Source organism: Carnimonas bestiolae, from assembly GCF_051251145.1.
Classification (GTDB): Bacteria; Pseudomonadota; Gammaproteobacteria; order Pseudomonadales; family Halomonadaceae; genus Carnimonas; species Carnimonas bestiolae.
The window spans coordinates 57,567-76,219 of record NZ_JBPCZK010000006.1 but is presented as its reverse complement, the minus strand read 5'-3'; the positions used below and the strand labels follow the sequence as shown (position 1 = coordinate 76,219).

18 protein-coding genes are annotated in these 18,653 nt (G+C 58.8%); 6 read left to right on the top strand and 12 right to left on the bottom strand.

The features are described from left to right. Window positions 1–12: 12 nt before the first annotated feature. Window positions 13–915 carry a PH domain-containing protein gene (locus R84865_RS08825; RefSeq protein ID WP_435631286.1) on the top strand — a complete coding sequence of 301 codons (903 nt, stop codon included), beginning with the start codon at window positions 13–15 and terminating at the stop codon, window positions 913–915. Window positions 916–1,145: 230 nt separating this feature from the next. On the opposite strand, the gene R84865_RS08820 is transcribed toward R84865_RS08825, so the two are convergent. The 5 genes from R84865_RS08820 to R84865_RS08800 all read right to left on the bottom strand — a co-directional run bounded on the left by R84865_RS08820 (window position 1,146) and on the right by R84865_RS08800 (window position 4,766). Then, window positions 1,146–2,006, bottom strand: coding sequence for an aldo/keto reductase (locus R84865_RS08820; protein ID WP_435639415.1), 861 nt, complete (start codon window positions 2,004–2,006; stop codon window positions 1,146–1,148). Between the two features lie 109 nt (window positions 2,007–2,115). Continuing rightward, entirely contained in the window at window positions 2,116–2,334 is a 219-nt protein-coding gene (locus R84865_RS08815) for a TOBE domain-containing protein (protein ID WP_435631288.1), read from the bottom strand. A gap of 39 nt (window positions 2,335–2,373) precedes the next feature. Next, window positions 2,374–3,219, bottom strand: coding sequence for an ABC transporter ATP-binding protein (locus R84865_RS08810; RefSeq protein WP_435639414.1), 846 nt, complete (start codon window positions 3,217–3,219; stop codon window positions 2,374–2,376). Window positions 3,220–3,321: 102 nt separating this feature from the next. Further along, complete coding sequence (gene ssuC / locus R84865_RS08805; protein ID WP_435631290.1) at window positions 3,322–4,122, bottom strand: aliphatic sulfonate ABC transporter permease SsuC; 801 nt, start codon at window positions 4,120–4,122, stop codon at window positions 3,322–3,324. A gap of 47 nt (window positions 4,123–4,169) precedes the next feature. Beyond that, complete coding sequence (locus R84865_RS08800) at window positions 4,170–4,766, bottom strand: NAD(P)H-dependent oxidoreductase (RefSeq protein ID WP_435639413.1); 597 nt, start codon at window positions 4,764–4,766, stop codon at window positions 4,170–4,172. 307 nt (window positions 4,767–5,073) lie between these two features. Here R84865_RS08800 and pstS point away from each other — a divergent pair, with 307 nt between their 5' ends. The 4 genes from pstS (at window position 5,074) to pstB (ending at window position 9,128) form a co-directional block, all read left to right on the top strand. Then, window positions 5,074–6,126 (top strand): phosphate ABC transporter substrate-binding protein PstS, encoded by a 1,053-nt coding sequence (gene pstS / locus R84865_RS08795; RefSeq protein WP_435631292.1) that lies wholly within the window; start codon window positions 5,074–5,076, stop codon window positions 6,124–6,126. A gap of 336 nt (window positions 6,127–6,462) precedes the next feature. After that, window positions 6,463–7,401 (top strand): phosphate ABC transporter permease subunit PstC, encoded by a 939-nt coding sequence (pstC, locus tag R84865_RS08790; RefSeq protein ID WP_435638106.1) that lies wholly within the window; start codon window positions 6,463–6,465, stop codon window positions 7,399–7,401. Between the two features lie 15 nt (window positions 7,402–7,416). Beyond that, window positions 7,417–8,271, top strand: coding sequence for a phosphate ABC transporter permease PstA (pstA, locus tag R84865_RS08785; protein WP_435631294.1), 855 nt, complete (start codon window positions 7,417–7,419; stop codon window positions 8,269–8,271). 2 nt (window positions 8,272–8,273) lie between these two features. Then, window positions 8,274–9,128 carry a phosphate ABC transporter ATP-binding protein PstB gene (gene pstB, locus R84865_RS08780; protein ID WP_435631295.1) on the top strand — a complete coding sequence of 285 codons (855 nt, stop codon included), beginning with the start codon at window positions 8,274–8,276 and terminating at the stop codon, window positions 9,126–9,128. A 78-nt stretch (window positions 9,129–9,206) separates the two neighbouring features. On the opposite strand, the gene R84865_RS08775 is transcribed toward pstB, so the two are convergent. The 4 genes from R84865_RS08775 to R84865_RS08760 form a co-directional block, all read right to left on the bottom strand. Next, on the bottom strand, window positions 9,207–9,401 hold the full coding sequence (locus R84865_RS08775) for a hypothetical protein (RefSeq protein WP_435639412.1): 195 nt from the start codon (window positions 9,399–9,401) through the stop codon (window positions 9,207–9,209). A gap of 123 nt (window positions 9,402–9,524) precedes the next feature. Further along, window positions 9,525–10,247: a phosphatase PAP2 family protein gene (locus tag R84865_RS08770; protein WP_435639411.1), complete on the bottom strand. Its 723-nt coding sequence runs from the start codon at window positions 10,245–10,247 to the stop codon at window positions 9,525–9,527. Window positions 10,248–10,300: 53 nt separating this feature from the next. Then, window positions 10,301–10,996: a phosphatase PAP2 family protein gene (locus tag R84865_RS08765; protein ID WP_435639410.1), complete on the bottom strand. Its 696-nt coding sequence runs from the start codon at window positions 10,994–10,996 to the stop codon at window positions 10,301–10,303. A 221-nt stretch (window positions 10,997–11,217) separates the two neighbouring features. Then, complete coding sequence (locus tag R84865_RS08760; protein ID WP_435639483.1) at window positions 11,218–14,169, bottom strand: valine--tRNA ligase; 2,952 nt, start codon at window positions 14,167–14,169, stop codon at window positions 11,218–11,220. Between the two features lie 310 nt (window positions 14,170–14,479). Between R84865_RS08760 and R84865_RS08755 the strand changes: the two genes are divergently transcribed. Then, window positions 14,480–15,490 (top strand): AI-2E family transporter, encoded by a 1,011-nt coding sequence (locus R84865_RS08755; protein ID WP_435639409.1) that lies wholly within the window; start codon window positions 14,480–14,482, stop codon window positions 15,488–15,490. 163 nt (window positions 15,491–15,653) lie between these two features. Here R84865_RS08755 and R84865_RS08750 read toward each other — a convergent pair whose 3' ends face one another. From R84865_RS08750 to R84865_RS08740, 3 genes are read right to left on the bottom strand one after another with little or no spacing between them, the layout of a single operon-like run. Beyond that, window positions 15,654–16,091 (bottom strand): DNA polymerase III subunit chi, encoded by a 438-nt coding sequence (locus R84865_RS08750; RefSeq protein WP_435631301.1) that lies wholly within the window; start codon window positions 16,089–16,091, stop codon window positions 15,654–15,656. Between the two features lie 6 nt (window positions 16,092–16,097). Next, entirely contained in the window at window positions 16,098–16,859 is a 762-nt protein-coding gene (locus tag R84865_RS08745; RefSeq protein WP_435631302.1) for a glucose 1-dehydrogenase, read from the bottom strand. Further along, entirely contained in the window at window positions 16,859–18,397 is a 1,539-nt protein-coding gene (locus tag R84865_RS08740; RefSeq protein ID WP_435639408.1) for a leucyl aminopeptidase, read from the bottom strand. The genes R84865_RS08745 and R84865_RS08740 overlap by 1 nt, the downstream gene beginning before the upstream one ends. Window positions 18,398–18,653: the final 256 nt, after the last annotated feature.

The window sequence follows — 18,653 nt, the reverse complement described above, 5'->3', positions numbered from 1 at the left end:
AGGAAACCGACAATGAGCACCAATAACGAGAGAAACTCACATCTGGTGCTGCTCGATGTGGGTAAGCAGAGCATCTATATCCTCGATAGACACGACAAGCATTTAATCACCACCGTTACCTCTGCGGGGTTTGTCGATGGCGTTCAGGTAGATACCCAGAACGGCCTGCTGTATTGGACCGACATGGGGAAAGAGAAGCACGGCGAAGATTTCCCCGCACCCGATGGCAGAATCCTGCGCAGCAAGCTCGATGGCTCTGAGATGACCGAACTGGTCGGCGGCGGCGATATCGTAACGCCCAAGCAGCTCTATCTGGATACGACGCATCAGCGGCTTTACTGGTGTGATCGCGAAGGGGGCAGGGTAATGCGCTGCAATGTTGACGGCTCGGGGCTGGAAACTCTGGTCGAGCGCGGTGCGGGCCAGTCCTATCCGCGTGAAGAGCTGGATCGCTGCGTCGGAATTGTGGTCGATGAGGCGAACAACACGCTTTATTGGACGCAGAAAGGCCCGCCGAAGGGTGGTCAGGGGCGTATCTTCACCGCCGGCATCGAGCTGCCCGAAGGCGAAACGCCGTCGACTCGCTCGGATATCACCGTGCTGGCTGACCACCTGCCAGAGCCGATCGATCTTGAGCTCGATAGCGACAACGGTTTCCTCTACTGGACAGACCGCGGCGCTGAGCCTAACGGCAATTCGCTGAATCGCGCGCGTTTGGAAAACGGCAAGCTGGGCGAAGTAGAGGTCATCACGCGTGGCTTCAAGGAGACCATCGGGCTGGCGTTGCTGTTAGAACAGCAGCTTGCCTATGTGGCTGATCTATCGGGCCATGTGTATGAAGTCGACTTGCGCTCGGGTGACAAACGCAACTGGTTCGATCAAGCGGTCGCCGTTACCGGCATCGCGCTGTATTAGCGGCGCGCGATTCGCCGCGAGGTGCTGCGGCTGGCACTGTCGCTCGTATGTTATGACTGGCGAGCGAGGCAATGTGTTCCACAGTAGCCCAGTCGTGTTGCAGCAAACAGTTCGAAGGCTTCAGGCTGGTGCCAAAGCGGGCCGCTAACAGCCGTCAAAAAATAAGCGCCGTGCGATTCGATCGCACGGCGCTTTTTCTGCTTAGCGCACTCACACGCGCTCGCGGATGTTTACACGATGTCCAAGGGCTCTGGGCCAGCGGGTGGCGGGAAGGCTTCGTCGAGCTTTTTCAACTGCTCAGCGCTTAACGTAATCTCCAGTGCCTTGGCATTCTCCTCAATATGCGCAGGGGTGACCGCTTTGGGGATAGCGATCAGGTCGCGCTCACCGTTGAAGGGACGAATGGCCCATGCCAGCAGTAGCTGGGTGGGGGAGGCGTTATGCTGCGCGGCGATTTCCTGCACGATAGGGTGATTGACCAAATGACGGCTGGCGCTGCCGCCTTGGGCCACCGGGCAATACGCCATCAGCGGAATTTCCAGCTCGCGCAGGCGGGGGCGCAAATCGAATTCGATGCCGCGCGAGCCTAGGTTATAAAGCACCTGATTGGTGGTGCAGTCGCTGCTGCCGCTGGTGCGTGCCAGTGCATTGGTGGCGCTGGTATCGAAGTTCGATACGCCCCAGCGCTTGATCTTGCCCGCGTCGATAAGCTGCTCGAAGCCTTCCAATGTTTCGCTAAGCGGCGTACTGCCCGGCCAGTGCAGCAGGTAAAGATCGAGGCAATCGATGCCCAGATACGACAGGCTGCGCTCGCAGGCTTCCTTCAAGCCTTTTTTAGTGGCGTTGGAAGGCAGCGCCTTGCTGACGATGAAGGCATCGTCGCGACGGCCTTTCACCGCACGGCCGACAATGCTTTCCGAACGCCCATGACCATACATTTCGGCGCTATCAATCAGTGTCAGGCCCAAATCCAGCCCGCGCCTCAGTCCGTCGACCTCTTGCTCGGCGGTGTAATGCCCATCGCCCATTCGCCAGGTGCCCTGACCAATAGCGGGAAGTTGCTGTCCAGCGAAGTTAACCGTGACCGTCATGATGCCTCCTCGGAAGGTGTCGCGTTTCCTTCCCAGACTAAAGCAAGCCCCCCGCGCCTGAAAAGCGCGAGGGGCTGATAAAGCAGCTGCGGCTACGCCAAGCCTGTGGCTATAGACGCGCCAGCGCGACTTCGGTTGCCTTCACGAACGCCAGCACCGGCGAGCCTATTGCCAGCTCCAACTCGCGTACCGAGCGCGTGGTAATTACCGAGGTCACGATGCCGTGTGGCGTTTCGACATCGATTTCGCTGAGCACATCGCCTTCGTGAATTTGCTTGATGGTGCCGCGAAACTGGTTGCGCGGATTAAGAGCGGGATCGTTGGACATGGAATGTCTCCGTAAGTGAGTGTGAGGGAAAAGTGTTGGTCAGATGGCAATTGCGTCGGGGGAAACCTGTACCACGCGCGCCTGATGCAAGTAGCTATCGTGAGGATCTCCGCCGTGCCTGTGTTCGTGTGGGTCGTCGTCCTGTGTCGCCTGGCGTTGTCCGGTCAGGTGCTCGAGCAGCGTCGCTTCGTGCTGAATCAATCGAGGATCGGTGGGGCGGCGGGGGCGCGCTACATCGATCTTCAGGTCGAGCTCGACGCGTCCTTCATCGAGCAGAATCACGCGATCAGCCAGCGTTACTGCTTCCGACACATCGTGGGTGACCAGCACCAGCGTAAATCCGTGTTCGCGCCAGAGTCGCTCGATCAGTTGGTGCATGCTCGAACGGGTGAGGGCATCGAGTGCGCCCAGCGGCTCATCCAGCAGCAGTAGCTGCGGCTGGTGCGCCAAGGCGCGGGCCAGCGCTACGCGCGAGCGTTGGCCTCCTGACAGTTGAGCGGGCCAACGCTGTTCGCGCTCGCTCAGTCCCACTTCTTCCAGCGCCTTGCGTGCCACCGTACGGTTGCTGCCCAGCGCTGCGTTGTCCAGCACGCGCTTCCACGGCAGTAGACGCGGGTCCTGAAACATCAGCCTGATATCGCGGGTATGTCGGCTTAGCGGTGCGCCGTGCCATTCGAGGGTGCCACCGTCGGCGCTATCCAATCCCGCCAGCAGGCGTAGCAGGGTTGATTTCCCGCAGCCGCTGCGGCCGATAATGGCAACGATTTCGCCTTCCGCGATGTCCAAATCCAACTGCTGAAGCACCTGCGTATCGCCGAAGTGGCGCTCTACGTTTCTTAGCGTTAAGGCAGCGCTGTGCGGTGACGCATCGTGAGGCTGTGACATAAAAATGATTCGCTCGCTGAAGTTAAACGTCGAAGGTGTGTCGTCGGCCGCCGCACTCGAACACAGGGCGAGTGCGGCGAGCGGTCGGGAGTTGCTGCTGGCCTAACGCGCGTCGCGTTGAAACGCGGGATGCCAGCGCAGCCACCAGTATTCGAGTCCCTTGGCTAGCAGATCGGCGACCTTGCCGAGCAGCGCATAGAGCACGATGGTCAGCAGCACGATGTCGGTTTGCAGAAACTCGCGCGCATTCATCGCCATATAGCCAAGGCCGTCGGTGGAACTGATGGTTTCGGCCACAATCAGCGTTAGCCACATCAGCCCAAGGGCGAAACGTACGCCCACCAGAATCGACGGCAGCGCACCTGGCAAAATCACATTCCAGAACAGCTTGGCACCGTGCAGACCGTAGCTTTTCGCCATTTCGATCAGGTTTGGATCAACGTTGCGGATGCCGTGATAGGTGTTGAGGTAAATGGGAAACAGCGTGCCGAGCGCTACCAGAAAAACCTTCGCGGTTTCGCCAATGCCGAACCACAGGATCACCAGCGGAATCAGCGCCAAGTGCGGTACGTTGCGGATCATTTGCAGGCTGCTATCGAGCAGTCGCGAGGCCAATGCGGATAGCCCGGTAATAAACCCCAGCGCTAGCCCGGCGGCACCACCAATGGCGAAGCCGATCAGCGCACGACGGGTGCTTGACCACAGCGCCTCGAACAGCGAACCATCCTGGATGGTGCGCCAGCCAGCAGCGACCACTGCCGAAGGCGAGGGCAGAATGCGCGCTGAGATCCAACCGTAGTCAGCGGCCAGCTCCCAGACGATCAACAGCGCGATGGGTAACAGCCAAGGTGCAGCGAGATTGAAAAGACGCTGTAACGGGTGATGGCGTCGTGCGCTAGCCATGAAGATTCCTTTTGTCACAAATCAGAAGAGAGAACCGTTGAGCGAGGCTAAAGCGCCAACCGCGCCGCCCACGCATGCTGCTGCGTTGATGATCGCGTGTGCGTTGGCGGTAGCTGGGCAACAAAGTGTTCGAGCGCATCGTCGAGGCGCTCGGTAAGCGTTTCCGTGAATTGATAATCGAGCGTATAGCCGTTGCTGTCCTTACGTGAAGGCAGCTCGCTGGCGGTGCTATAAACGCTGGCGCCGATCAGCGTCGCCTTGAGGTTGCGCAAAATAGGCGTTAGTGCGTGCTCGGCGGCCTGCACGCTGGCGACGGATCCGCCGCTGGCCACCGCTAGCGCCGGGCGGCCGCGCAGACCGCGCTCAGGAATGATTTCCAACAGCGCCTTGGTGAGCGCACTGATCGATCCGGTATACACCGGCGTTGCGATAATGATCCCGCTGGCGTTGGCAATCAGCTCAAGATAATGGCTCAGTTTCGGATGCGCGGTATCGGTGCGTAGCAAGGCGTCGGCCGGTAGCTGCGTCAGCGTTACGTGATGGACAGTGATGCCCTGTTGTTCTAATGGCTTGCTTAGGTAGTAGGCCAACGCCGAAGAGCGCGAAGGCTCGCTGGGGCTTCCATGAATTACCACGACACTCATAGCGACTCCGATCATCAAACAACATACGTCTTCGCCAACGCTCTGCCTTGCCGGATGGCACTGGCAGGCAGCGTTGCGAGCGTTCCAGAGTAGGGCGTCGCTTAATTACCGTTAAATACAGTTTTTGGGTTTTGATATTCGCTAAGTGAATATAAGAGCGGTGACGATGCATTTTTTACGCAGGCAAAACGCCAAACTGAAATAAAACTGACATGCTCCGTTGCTAGCGTAGCGGGAGTTCTTCGCATGCTCTGCAACGAGCGCAGAACCAAAATTTCAATATCGCCCCTGTTTATGGAGAGCACGCATGCTCAAGCGCAGTTCGCTCCTTCTTGCCGCTTCACTGGTCGTAGGTCTGGGTGTTCAGGCTCCTGCTCACGCGGCCGACGCCATTACTGGCGCTGGCGCTACCTTCCCTTATCCGGTCTATTCCGAATGGTCGGATCAGTACCAGGATAAAACCGGTGCAGGTCTTAACTATCAGGCAATCGGTTCTGGCGGTGGTATTCAGCAGATTCAGGCTGGCACCGTGACTTTCGGTGCTTCCGATGCGCCGCTGTCCGCGGATGAGCAGAAAAAGCATGGTCTGGTGCAGTTCCCGATGATCATGGGCGGTGCAGTACCGGTTGCTAACCTGAAGCTGCCGGAAGGTAAAACGCTGCGTCTTGACGGCCCCACGCTTGCTGCCATTTATCAGGGCAAGATTACGTCGTGGGATGACAAGAAAATTGCTGCATTGAACGAAGGCGTGGACCTGCCGTCGCAACGTATTACGCCGGTTTACCGCTCTGATGGTTCGGGCACCAACTTCAACTTCACCCACTATCTGTCGCAGGTCAGCAGCGATTTCAAGCAGCAGGTAGGCGAAGGCAATTCGGTTTCATGGCCGGCGGGTGTTGGCGCTCAGGCCAACGGTGGTGTGGCGTCACAGGTGAGCAAGGTGCCGGGCGCAATTGGCTACGTTGAGTATGCCTACGCCAAGCAGAATCACCTGCCCGCGCTGCAGCTGAAAAACCGCGAAGGCAAGTTTGTTGCGCCTTCCGGCAAAAGCTTTGCCGCAGCAGCATCTCACGCCGACTGGCAGGGTACGCCTGGCTTCGACGTGGTGCTGACTAACCAGCCGGGCGCCGATAGCTGGCCGATCACTGCGGTCTCCTACATCCTGATGCACACCGACGCCAAAGATGCCAAGGCATCGAAGCAGGCGCTCGACTTCTTCAACTGGGCCTACGCCAACGGTGGCGATGCGGCGACCAAGCTTGATTATGTCGCGATCCCGCAAAACGTAGTGGACACCGTGAAGAAAAACGTTTGGTCGCGCATCAAGGCTGATGGCAAGCCGGTGTGGAACGACAAGTAAGCCGCATTGCGCAGGGCTGGTTCCCCGCTTGTTCAGGGGGCTCGCCGGTCTGAGTGCAATACGCTAAACGTTGGTAACGCCGGGATTTTTCCCGGCGTTGTAGTATTTGTGTCACATTCATCCGTGACAATGCCTCCAGTTATCTGAAGTTTAGCTGAGTAAACAGAGTGTTGTGCTTAGCTCCACCGCGAAGTGGTGTTTACTTCAGTATCCCACGCATGCCTTGGTGCGTTGCTCAAAGGCTAGTGCGAGCGCCGTCTGACGGCGTGTTGGTTTACTCACCGAACAAAGGTTTATCGTGCTGCGCATTTTTCAAACAGGACTGAGGTCGGTGCCATGAGCGACAGCGATCGCCGCGAATCATCACCGCTGCTGGGTGCCAGTCAGCAGGAAGAGCGCGCACTGGCGCGCCACGGGCTGATGGATCGTGTGTTCAAAAACGGCACTGGAGCGTTAGCGGTACTGGTACTGGTGCTGCTGGGCGGCATTATGCTGTCGCTGTTGATTTCCGCCTGGCCGGCGCTGGTGAGCTATGGCGGGCAGTTTTTCACTGAGAACCGCTGGGCGCCCAATCAACAGGTGTTCGGTGCGCTGCCCGCCATTTACGGCACCTTGATCACGTCGCTGATTGCGGTAGTGATTGCGGTGCCGGTGTCGTTTGGTATAGCGATCTTTCTCACCGAGCTATGCCCTGCGGTGCTGCGTCGCCCGCTTGGGGTGACGGTGGAGCTGCTGGCGGGCATTCCGTCGATCATCTATGGCATGTGGGGCGTGCTGGTGCTGGCCCCGCTGCTGCAATGGCTGTCGCCGATTACCTTCCCTACCGGTACCGGGCTGCTCACTGCGGGCATTATTCTGGCGGTGATGATCATTCCCTTCATTACGGCGACCGCGCGCGATGTGATGAATACTGTGCCTGCGGTACTGCGCGAATCCGCTTACGGGGTGGGCTGTACTACCTGGGAAGTGGTGCGCTCGGTGGTGCTGCCGTCGATTCGCGCCGGACTGGTGGGCGGCATTATTCTGGGGCTAGGGCGCGCGCTGGGTGAGACCATGGCGGTTACCTTTGTGATCGGTAATAACCTGTTCTTCTCGCCGACCCTGACCGGCCAAGGCACGTCGATTGCGGCGCTGATTGCGACGCAGTTTAACGAAGCTACCGGCGTACAACGCTCGGCGCTGCTGGCGCTGGGCCTGATTCTCTTCCTGATTACCTTTGCGGTACTGGCCTGCGCGCGCTTGATGCTCAAGCGTATGCAGCGCCGGATGCCGTAGCGGGAGCCAGTGCAGATGCAACACTCCAATTCGCTTTATCACAAGCGCAAGCTGCTTAACCGCACCGTGATGGTGCTGTGCTCGGCGGCGGCGCTGTTCGGCATCTTCTGGCTGCTGGCCATTCTGGCAACGCTGCTGTGGCAGGGTGTTACCGCGATCGAATGGTCGACCTTTACTGAACGTACCCGCATGTCGGGCGGCGGTTTGGGTAACGCCATTCTGGGCTCGATCATGCTAACGCTGGGCGGCACCGTGATCGGGACGATTATCGGGGTCGGGGCGGGTACCTGGCTGGCCGAATACGGTCGTGAGTCGGTGCTCGGCAGCGTTATTCGCTTTATCAACGATGTGCTGCTGTCAGCGCCCTCGGTGATTATCGGGCTGTTCATCTACGCGCTGGTGGTGCTGCCCATGGGCCACTTCTCGGGCTGGGCGGGCATACTGGCGCTAGCGGTAATTGTGATTCCGGTGGTGATTCGTGCCACCGAGGATATGCTGAAGCTAGTGCCCGATTCACTGCGTGAGGCGGCTTCAGCGATGGGCGCTCACCGCTGGTGGGTGGTGGTGCGAGTCTGCTACAGCGGTGCGCGTGCCGGCATTATCACCGGTATCTTGCTGGCCTGTGCTCGTATCAGCGGCGAAACCGCGCCGTTGATCTTCACCTCACTCAATTCCAACCAGTGGAACTTCTTCGATCTTGGTAGCGAAATGCCCAACCTGCCAATGACGATTTATCAAAACATGACGATCAACTCCTTCATTCCCCGCCAGGTCGAATTGGCGTGGGGCGGAGCCTTGATCCTCACGCTGACCATTCTGGTGCTTAATATCATCGCGCGCTTCGTGTCGCGAGACGCCAACAAGAGGTAATCATGCCCTCGACGAACGCTTATTCCGCCTCCGCGCCGGAAACGCAGCCGCAAGTGACGCCGGGCGTCACGCTGACTGAACGTGGTGCCAACAACACGCCAAACAGCACCAAGCTGCTGGTAGATGACTTGAACTTCTACTACGGCAAGTTTCATGCGCTGAAAAATATCAGCATGGAGATTCCTGCCAACGAAGTAACGGCCTTTATCGGTCCTTCCGGCTGCGGTAAATCAACGCTGCTGCGCTGCTTCAATCGCATCCATGACCTTTACCCCAACATGCATACCAAAGGTCGGTTGCTGCTGGACGGCAACGATATCAACGATCGCAGTATCGATATCAACCTGCTGCGCGCGCGCGTGGGCATGGTGTTTCAGCGCCCGACCCCGTTTCCGATGTCGGTGTTCGATAACATTGCCTTCGGCGTGAAGCTCTACGAACGTCTGCCGCGTCGCGAAATGGAAGAACGCGTGGAGTGGGCGCTGCGCAAAGCCGCGCTGTGGGACGAAGTGAAGGACAAGCTGCGTCAAAGCGGCCAAGCGCTCTCCGGTGGTCAGCAGCAGCGCCTGTGCATCGCACGTAGTATCGCGGTGAAACCCGAGGTGATTCTGCTCGACGAACCCACCTCCGCACTCGACCCGATCTCGACCGGTTACATCGAAGACCTGGTCAACGAGCTCAAGCAGGACTACACCATCGTCATCGTGACCCACAACATGCAGCAGGCCGCCCGCGTATCCGACACCACCGCCTTCATGTATCTGGGCGAGCTGATCGAATACGACCGCACCTCGAAGATATTCACCCAACCGCGCAACAAGCAAACCGAAGACTACATTACCGGACGCTACGGATAGCCGACGAGCTTGCCTTCGCACGACACTTAGCCCCCATGAGCGCCTCAGGCCATGGGGGCTTTCGTTGGGGGCGAGTTTTTATTGGCGGCCTGGGTTGTCGAACACCGAGCGATAAAGGCATACGGGGTCGAGCGAAAAGGTTTTGGGGGCGACGACTTCAGGATTGGCGGTCTTGTTAACGCCGCCGCATGAATCAGGCGGGTAGTCGTTGCTAACGCAGCCGGCAGCCAGTGTGGTAAGCACTACAAGGGTTGATGCGTGAAGGAAGCGCATGATGAAGGCTCGCTTTAGTTGTTATTGGCTTCATCAGCATAGCGCAGCCGCGTTGGCTGAGGCGGTTTTTTGCGGGCATAAACGATTTGGCCCCACTGGCTGGGTAGCGAGTGGGGCCAATGCTTATAGGCGTTGGGTGCCGGGCAGGTGGGTGAGGCGCAGCAGCCGCTCAACACCTCGAATGCAGCGGTCGCTGAGGGGAGTCATCAGTACCCAGGGCAGATAGATCAGCCCGATTGCCAGTGACGCCATGTAAACGTCCTCGAACCAGTGCGCGCCGACAATAATGCGCGGCATGCTGAAGCAGAGCGCCATGATAATGGCGATGGGCGTCCACTTGCGCGGCGCGTAGCGCATGACGAAGGAGGTAAATACCAGCAGCATCATGCCATGATCGCCGGGGAAACTGTCGCCAGCGCTATCCTTCGCCTTGAACGACACCATCTGCGATACGTAATTGACGTGCTCGCCCATGTCATGGAAAAAGAGCGATGGGCTTTCGTGCGCGTAGGGCAGCTTATTGTTGATCAGCGCGATAATACCGGCGCTGGCCAGCATTACGAAGCCAATCGAGAACCAGTGCCACACTCGTGCCGGGCGCTTGTCTTCGAACATCGCCAGCACCAGCACAAACAGCATCAGGAAGAAGGTGGCCGCATCATAGATGCGCGTGTTTAGCGCCCCCAGCAGGGTCACCCACAGGGAGTGCTGTTCGGTAATGGTGTGGTTGAACGAGAAGAATATCCACTCGTCGAGCGCGGGCCAGATGGGCAGCGTGGTTTGCCACCAGCTAAACAGAATGAGTAGCCCCAAAAGGTTGAGGGTCAGAATTCGTTTCAGAGACATGTACGGTATCTACGGGTAGTCAACAACGGATCGTACGTGTTGGCACGACAGCGTTAAATGTTGGATTTAGGATTGAAAATGCCCATCAGCTGCGTTTCTACCCAGCGCTGAAGCGGGGTAAACATAAACCACGGTGTGAGCAAAAGCACTAGTGTAAGCGATCCGACATAAATATCGCTGAAGGCGTGTGCGCCCACCATAATGCGGGGGCAGGTCACCAGCAGTGCCAGCACAAACGCCACGGCTGCCCACAATCGATTGGCAAAGCGCATCATGAAGGCGGCAAAGATCATCGCGTGAACGCCGTGGTCGCCGGGAAAGCTGTTACTGACCGCATCTTTCACATTATAGTCGGTGAGTGTGGTAATAAGGTGCACATTATCGTGCAAATAGGCAGGGCTAGGACGCGCGTAATCGAGCATCACGTGAATGATATCGGTGGCAACGCCCGAGCATGCTGACATCACCAGCGCGATGCTGAACCAGTAGCAAAATCCCTGCACGCTAAGATGTCTGAGCAGATTGAACGCGAGAATCGCTAGCATCATACAAAAGATAATCGAATCGAAGAAACGCGCGTTAGTCAGCGCCAGGATATTCACGAACCGCGGGTGGGCGGGGGTGAGGTACTGGTTGAAATAGAAGAACAGGCGCGTGTCGAGCGCGTCCCATTGCGCACGAAACAAGAGCCAGCTGCCAAACAGCAGCAGTGCTACGAAGTAGCAACGTATGAGTGCTGCACTCTTCATGTTATCCCTTGATGTATCAGTATTATAAGTTTCAATTTATTTTACGTGAGTTGCATGATGTGCAACATGTTGAATGGATAGTGAGCGTGACATTCCCGCGTAAAAAGAGTGAAAATTACCTGCTCGGCTCCGCTTGGCGTAGGGATGGACATACAAAAGGGCCGTGGGAATTGCTCCCACGGCCCTTTGCTTTTGAGCGTCGAATACTGCTCAGGCGAGCGTTACAGCGCTGCGATCTTGTCGCGCTGTGCCTCCAGCAGAGTGATTGACTGGCGCTGCTCTTCCAAGCGGCTGCGCTCTTTCTCGACCACCTCGGCTGGTGCTTTGGCAACGAAGCCCTGATTGGACAGTTTGCGCTCAATACCGTCGATGGCCTTGCGGCTTTGCTCGAGCTGCTTGTCGATACGCTTGAGCTCGGCCTCTTTGTCGATAAAGCCGGCCATCGGCACGCGCACTTCCAGCGCCCCCACGTGGCCCAGTGCCGACAGCGGTGCGTCATCTGCGGCGGCGAACTCAACGCTTTCGAGCTTGGCCAGTTTGCTAAGCACTCGACGATTTTCCTGCAAGCGACGGCGGTCGCTGTCATCGCCACCGCTTAGAATCAGCGGCAGCGCCTTGCCGGGCGCGATGTTCATTTCAGCACGAATGTTACGCACCGCCACGATGACGTGTTTCACCCACTCGATATCGTCGATGGCGGCGTGATCGACTCGCGACTGGTCGGCGTTGGGCCATGGCTGCACCATGATCGAGCTATCCGGTGTGAGCTCGATGCCTGCCAGCGGCGCAACGCGCTGCCAGATTTCTTCGGTAATGAACGGCATCATCGGGTGCGCGAGACGCAGGATCACTTCCAGCACGCGTACCAGCGTGCGGCGGGTGCCGCGCTTCAGCTCAGCGCTAGCGCTGTCGTCCCACAGTACCGGTTTGGATAGCTCAAGGTACCAGTCGCAGTAGTCGTTCCAGACAAATTCATAGAGCGCCTGAGAGGCCAGATCGAAGCGATATTCCTCAAGGTGTTTGGTCAACTGCGCTTCAATCAGCTGCAAGCGCGAAATGATGTAGCGATCCGCGCGGCTTAGCTCGACGGTCTCGCCGTGCTGACCGCAATCCTCGCCTTCCGCATTGGAGAGCACGTAGCGTGCAGCATTCCACAGCTTGTTACAGAAGTTACGGTAGCCATCGAGACGATTGATATCGAACTTGATATCGCGTCCGGTCGAGGCCAGCGACAGGAAGGTGTAGCGCAACGCATCGGTGCCGTGCGCCTCGATACCGTCGGGATACTCCTTGCGCGTTGCCTTGGCAATCTTCTCGGCCTTCTGCGGCTGCATCATGTTGCCGGTGCGTTTATCGACCAGTTGCTCAAGCCCAATGCCGTCGATCAAATCGATCGGGTCGAGCACGTTGCCCTTCGATTTCGACATTTTCTGACCCTGACCATCGCGCACCAGACCCGTCATGTAGACGGTCTTGAATGGCACCTGTCCGGTAAACTTCAGGGTCAGCATGATCATGCGTGCTACCCAGAAAAAGATGATGTCGAAGCCGGTCACCAGTACATCGGTGGGGTGGAAGGTTTTCAGCGCCTCGGTTTGCTCGGGCCAGCCCAGGGTGGCAAAGGTCCACAGGCCGGAGCTGAACCAGGTGTCGAGTACGTCGTCGTCCTGACGCAGTTCGACGTCGTCGCCGAGCCCTTCAGTGCGGCGCACCTCCTCCTCACTGCGGCCCACGTAGCAGTTGCCCTGCTGGTCGTACCATGCGGGAATGCGGTGACCCCACCACAGCTGACGCGAAATGCACCAGTCCTGAATATCGCGCATCCAAGCGAAGTACATGTTCTCGTAGCTTTTCGGCACGAATTTGATATCGCCGTTTTCCACCGCCTTGATGGCTGGCTCGGCCAGCGGTTTGATCGACACAAACCACTGCGCCGTTAGCAGTGGCTCGATAACGGTGCCAGAGCGATCGCCGAACGGCTGCATGATGGTTTTGTTCTCGACCAGCGGCTCGCCATCATCGTTGAGCACCGCCAGCCCTTCGCCGGTAACGGCCTCGACCACGCGCTGGCGCGCTTCAAAGCGATCGAGACCGCGAAACTCATCCGGCACTAGGTTGATGGTGCTCACGTCGCTGCGGCTATCGCTGCCTTGAGCGATGGCGGTAGCAACCGCCGCGCTCTCTTCATAGGAGAGCCCATCGCTGCGCATGTGGCCGCTCAGGTCCATCAGCTCGTACATGGGCAACTGATGGCGCTTGGCGACCTCGTGGTCGTTGAAGTCGTGGGCACCGGTAATCTTCACCGCACCGGAGCCGAAGGTTGGATCGGGGTGTTCGTCGGTGATGATGGGAATCTGGCGGCGCAGCGCTTTGGGGCCAACCGGAATTTCACACAGTTTGCCCACCAGCGGCGCATAGCGCTGGTCGGAAGGGTGCACCGCAATCGCGCCATCGCCCAGCATGGTTTCGGGGCGGGTGGTAGCGATCGAGATGTAGTCGCGGGTTTCGCGCTTGGTAATGTTGCCGTCGGCGTCGCGCTCGATGTATTCGTAGGTTTCGCCGCCCGACAGCGGATACTTGAAGTGCCACATATGGCCGGCCACTTCCTTGTTCTCGACTTCGAGATCGGAAATGGCGGTATTCAGCACCGGGTCCCAGTTGACCAGGCGCTTGCCACGATAGATCAGGCCATCCTCGTGCAGCCGCACGAAGGCTTCCTTGACCGCATTCTGCAGACCATCGTCCATGGTGAAGCGCTCGCGCGACCAATCGGGGCTGCCGCCCAGTCGGCGCAGCTGGCGGCTAATGTTGCCGCCGGACTCTTCCTTCCATTCCCACACCTTGTCGATGAATGCATCGCGGCCCAAATCGTGGCGGGTTTTGCCTTCCTCGGCCTGCACCTTGCGCTCGACCAGCATCTGAGTAGCGATACCGGCGTGGTCGGTGCCGGGCTGCCACAGGGTGTTATACCCCTGCATGCGCTTGAAGCGCACCAGGGTATCCATCAGCGTCATGCCGAAACCGTGGCCCATGTGCAGGCTGCCGGTCACGTTGGGGGGCGGAATCATTAGCGAAAAGGGCGTGCCATGACCAGCGGGAGCAAATAGGCCCTGCTGTTCCCAACGCTGATACCAGCGCTCTTCCAGCTCATTGGGGGAGTAGGTTTTATCCATCGGTTCCATGTAGCGGCTCAAGTGTGATGGTGAATGACTAATAGCGTGACTGCGCGACGCACTGTGATCGTGCTGGCAGCAGTGGAAAATGGCTCCGATTATACGCGTTTCACCCGTCCGCCGTCACAGTCTTTGGCCGCTCGGATACGCGTGGCGCGAAATTGCCCGAAGCGATGAGCAAATGGTATGGCATGGCGCGTTGAGTGATGACGAAAAAGCAGTTCGATTTATTGCGGTGAGGGGCTACACTGCGCGCTCTGTTAAGCCTTATTGCTATCGACCGCCGAGCGGTTGCTGAATGTGGGTGATTATGAAAAACATAACGGTGTCGCGCACTGAATTAGCCAGTTTGATTATCGCTGCGGTGGCTCTGATTCTATTGCTGCCGTTCAAGCTGCTGGCACCCATGCTGGCGGGGCTACTGGTGTTTGAGCTGATTAATGCGCTTACGCCGATGGTAGAGCGGTTGATCTCTTACCGCTTCGCTCGCGCAATCACGGTGGCGCTGCTGACCCTCATCATTTTGGGCGGGCTGTCGATTCTGGTGGTGGGGGCGTTCTCGCTGGTGCTGCATGAAGTGAATAACCCTGCGCGCCTGACTAACATGCTGCTCGATGTGGTTGAGCAGGCGCGTCGTCAGTTGCCCAACGTGTTAACACGCTACTTGCCCAGTTCGGCGGACGATTTTCACAGCTTGTTGAAGCAGTTGCTGCACGATCACACCAGTGAGCTGAAAACCTGGGGCACCGGCGCGGTGCATCTGTTTGTGAAGGTGCTGCTGGGGATGGTGCTGGGGGCCGTGATCGCGCTGGTGCCTTCTCCTTCCGAAGAAAACATGAAGCCGCTGGCCGCAGCGCTCTATCGCCGCGTTAATCGCCTCGCGGCGGCTTTCCATCAGATTGTGTTTGCACAGATTCGCATCTCGCTGCTTAACACCGTGCTGACCGGCGTCTTCTTGCTGGTGGTGTTGCCGCTAGCGGGGGTGCATTTGCCGCTGGCAAAAACGCTGGTGATCGTGACCTTTATTGTCGGGCTTCTGCCGATTGTCGGTAACCTGATCTCCAATGCCATCATCTGCGTGATTGGCCTGTCGGTATCGCTGTGGGTGGCCATTTCGGTGCTGGTCTATCTGGTGGTCGTGCACAAGCTCGAGTACTTCTTCAATGCGCGCATTGTCGGTGGCTCGATCCACGCACGCGCCTGGGAACTGCTGCTGGCGATGCTGGTGTTCGAAACGTTGTTTGGGCTGGGCGGTTTGATCGCCGCGCCCATCTATTACGCCTATATGAAGATGGAACTGCGTGAGAAAGCGCTGATTTAGCGCCGCTACCGGCGAGGCTGATCGCGGCTCGCGAACGTCTCGCTGTGGAGACGCTCGCGGGGCTCGCTGGTGTGCTCAGTGCTAATGAGCGAGAGGGGCGGCGCAGCGCCTTTGGTAAGTGTGGTGGCGCTGCGCCAGTAGCAAGAGAGGAATTGCGTCCGGCTCAGGCTTGCCCCTTCAGGTGGTGTGCCTTCACCGGATAGCCGCGTTCCTTGTACATTTTCCAGCTGGCGCGCTTGGCCGTGAGCACCTGCTGGTGCTGATTGATAATCTCTGCGATGCGCTCAAAACGCGAAAACCAATCAGGCACCTCGTCGGCCAGATTCAGCAGCACCTCGGCACCGGGGCAGGGGGGCTCGCTGTAGCCGATGGTGATGGCCGCGTGCTCTTCATCGGCGCTGCCCAGCAGCGCGTGAGGCACGAAACTCTCGGGCCTGAAGGTCCACAGCGCTGCATCTATCTCACCAGCAGCGGCTTCATCGTTGGCATGTAGATGCAGCCGGTAGCCTTTATGGTTGATGGTTTCAGCCAAACGACAGGCGAAGGTGATGCGCGCATCGAGGGTGGTGTCGGGCAACACGTAGAAGTCGATCTGAGTCATGCTGCGCTACACACCACCGTCGACATCGAGCACCGCGCCGGTGGCAAAACTGGCTTCGCCGGAAGCCAGCCAGACAATCGCGTTGGCAATTTCCTCGGCTTCTCCGGCGCGGCCCAGCGGAATGCTAGCGGCTGAGCTGTCCGGTTTGTCGGGCAATCCGCCGCTGGCGTGAATCTCGGTACGAATCACGCCAGGCCGAACGGTATTGACTCGAATGCCATCGGCGGCCACTTCTTTTGCCAACCCTTCACTGAAGGTATCGATCGCGCCCTTCGACGCCGCGTAATCAACGTACTGATTAGCGCCGCCGCGGTGGGCCGCTGCTGATGAAACGTTAACAATGGCACCGCCGTGGCCGCCAAAGCGCGTCGACATGCGTTTGACCGCTTCGCGCGCGCAGATAAAAGGCCCGACCACGTTAATGCGCATCATGCGCTCGATACGGGCGTAGCTGAGCGCTTCGACGCGGCTGACCTGATCGACAATACCGGCATTGTTCACCAGCACGTCGAGGCGTCCGAACTGCTGGTCAACGGCATCGAACAGCGCCTGAATGCCCGCTTCTTCACTGGCGTCGGCCTGTACGGCTACGGCCGTGCCGCCCGCTTGCTCAATCTCGCTGACCAACTGCTGCGCTGCATCGCTACGACTCAGGTAGTTGATCACCACGCGATAGCCGCGCTGCGCGGCTAGCCGGGCAGTGGCGGCACCAATGCCGCGCGAGCCGCCAGTAATCAGCATCACCGGTGTTGACTGGGTCGCCGTCATTACACTTCCTCCAGCGGGCCAAGCTGGTCGGCATCGAGGCCTTCTGCCTCGCGATCAAACAGGTACTGGGTAAGTAGCCCTACAGGCCGACCGGTAGCGCCGTTCTTGCCGTCCCACGCAGTGCCGGCAATGTCGAGATGGGCCCAGCGATAGTTCTCGGCGAAGCGCGACAAGAAGCACGCGGCGGTAATCGACCCCGCTCCGCCTCCGCGTGTGCTGATATTGGCGAGATCCGCGAAGTTGGACTCCAGCAGTTTGTGATACTCGTCCCAGATGGGGAGCTGCCAGGCGCGATCCCAGGACTCGTCGGCGGCTTCGAGCAGCTCTTCGGCAAGGCCGTCATCGTTGGAGAAGACGCCGCTTGCTTCGCTGCCCAGCGCAATCACCATGGCCCCGGTCAGGGTGGCCATATCGACGACGCTGGCCGGCTTGAAACGCTCGGCGTAGGTGAGCGCGTCGCACAGCACCAGCCGCCCTTCGGCATCGGTGTTCAGCACTTCGACAGTCAGACCTTTCAGCGTGGTAATGACGTCGCCGGGTTTGAGTGCATTGCCATCGGGCATGTTCTCGGCAGAGGCGATAATACCGACCACGTTGATGGCGGGTTTCACCTCTAGCAGCGTTTTGAAGGTACCCATCACGCTGGCGGCACCGCCCATGTCGTAACGCATTTCATCCATATTGGCGCTGGGCTTGATCGAAATACCGCCGGTATCGAAGGTGATGCCCTTGCCCACCAGTACGTGCGGCGGCTGGTCGGCGGCGGCCCCTTGATATTCGAGCACAATCAAGCGGGAAGGCTCGCGGCTGCCCTTGCCAACCGCCAGAAGCGCGCCAGCACCCAGCGCTTCGAGTTCATCTTCATCGAGCACCGTTACCTTGAGCGCGCCGTTGTCACCCAGCGCTACCGCCTGTTCAGCCAAGTGGCGCGGGGTGAGTACGTTAGCCGGAAGGTTGCCGAGTTCTCGCGCGAAGTTGATGCCTTCGCCAACCCCTGCGCCCAGCGCAAGGCTTTCATCGATGCGGCTGGTGTCGATGCCGTCCGCCGCCAGCACGGTAACGCGCGCCAGTGTGACGGTGTCGTTGACGGTGCTTTTGCCGTGGGTATAGCGATAGCTGGCCTTAACCGCGTTTTCTGCGCAGAGGCGCGCTTGCCACTCGGGTTCACGATCTTCCAGCAGCGGATCGGTGAAGGCGGCAGCGACATCTTCAATAGTGAGCTTGGAAGCCGCGCTAAAGGCCGCTAATATCGCCGAGCGCAGCGCGGGCTCGGAGAATGTTTCGGGGTCACCGAGGCCAACCAGCAGCAGTCGCTGCGCCGCAATGCCTTGGGGTTCGGGCAGTAGCAGGGTGGTGCCGGCGGCGGCCGAAAAGTCGCCGTTGCTGAGCAAGCGTTGCAGTAATCCCCCCAGCGCCTGGTCCACGCCTTCGAACGCGGGCGTTTGGCGAGGCGCTTGCTGGTGCGGCTTGAATACCGGTAGCACGAGGCATTGCGTTGAAACATCAGTGGCAGTAGCGCTGCTGGCGGAAAATTGCATGGTGGCTCCTGTTGCGCAGGCGGGGTGACGGGGCGTTGTATGATAGCCGCAGCCCATTGGCTAGAGCGGCTGGCTAGGCGCCAAGCGTCAGCGTGACTGCTACAGTGTACCCTAGGTATCCGGCGGCGCAACGGCTGTTGGAAGCCGCGATTTTTTGCGGTAATGGTCAATGCCGAGATCAGCAGGTGCCAAGTTCAACGCTGGCGCAGGCGTTGATGATCAAGTGTTTAGAGTTGTTAGCTGCCATGGGTAATGC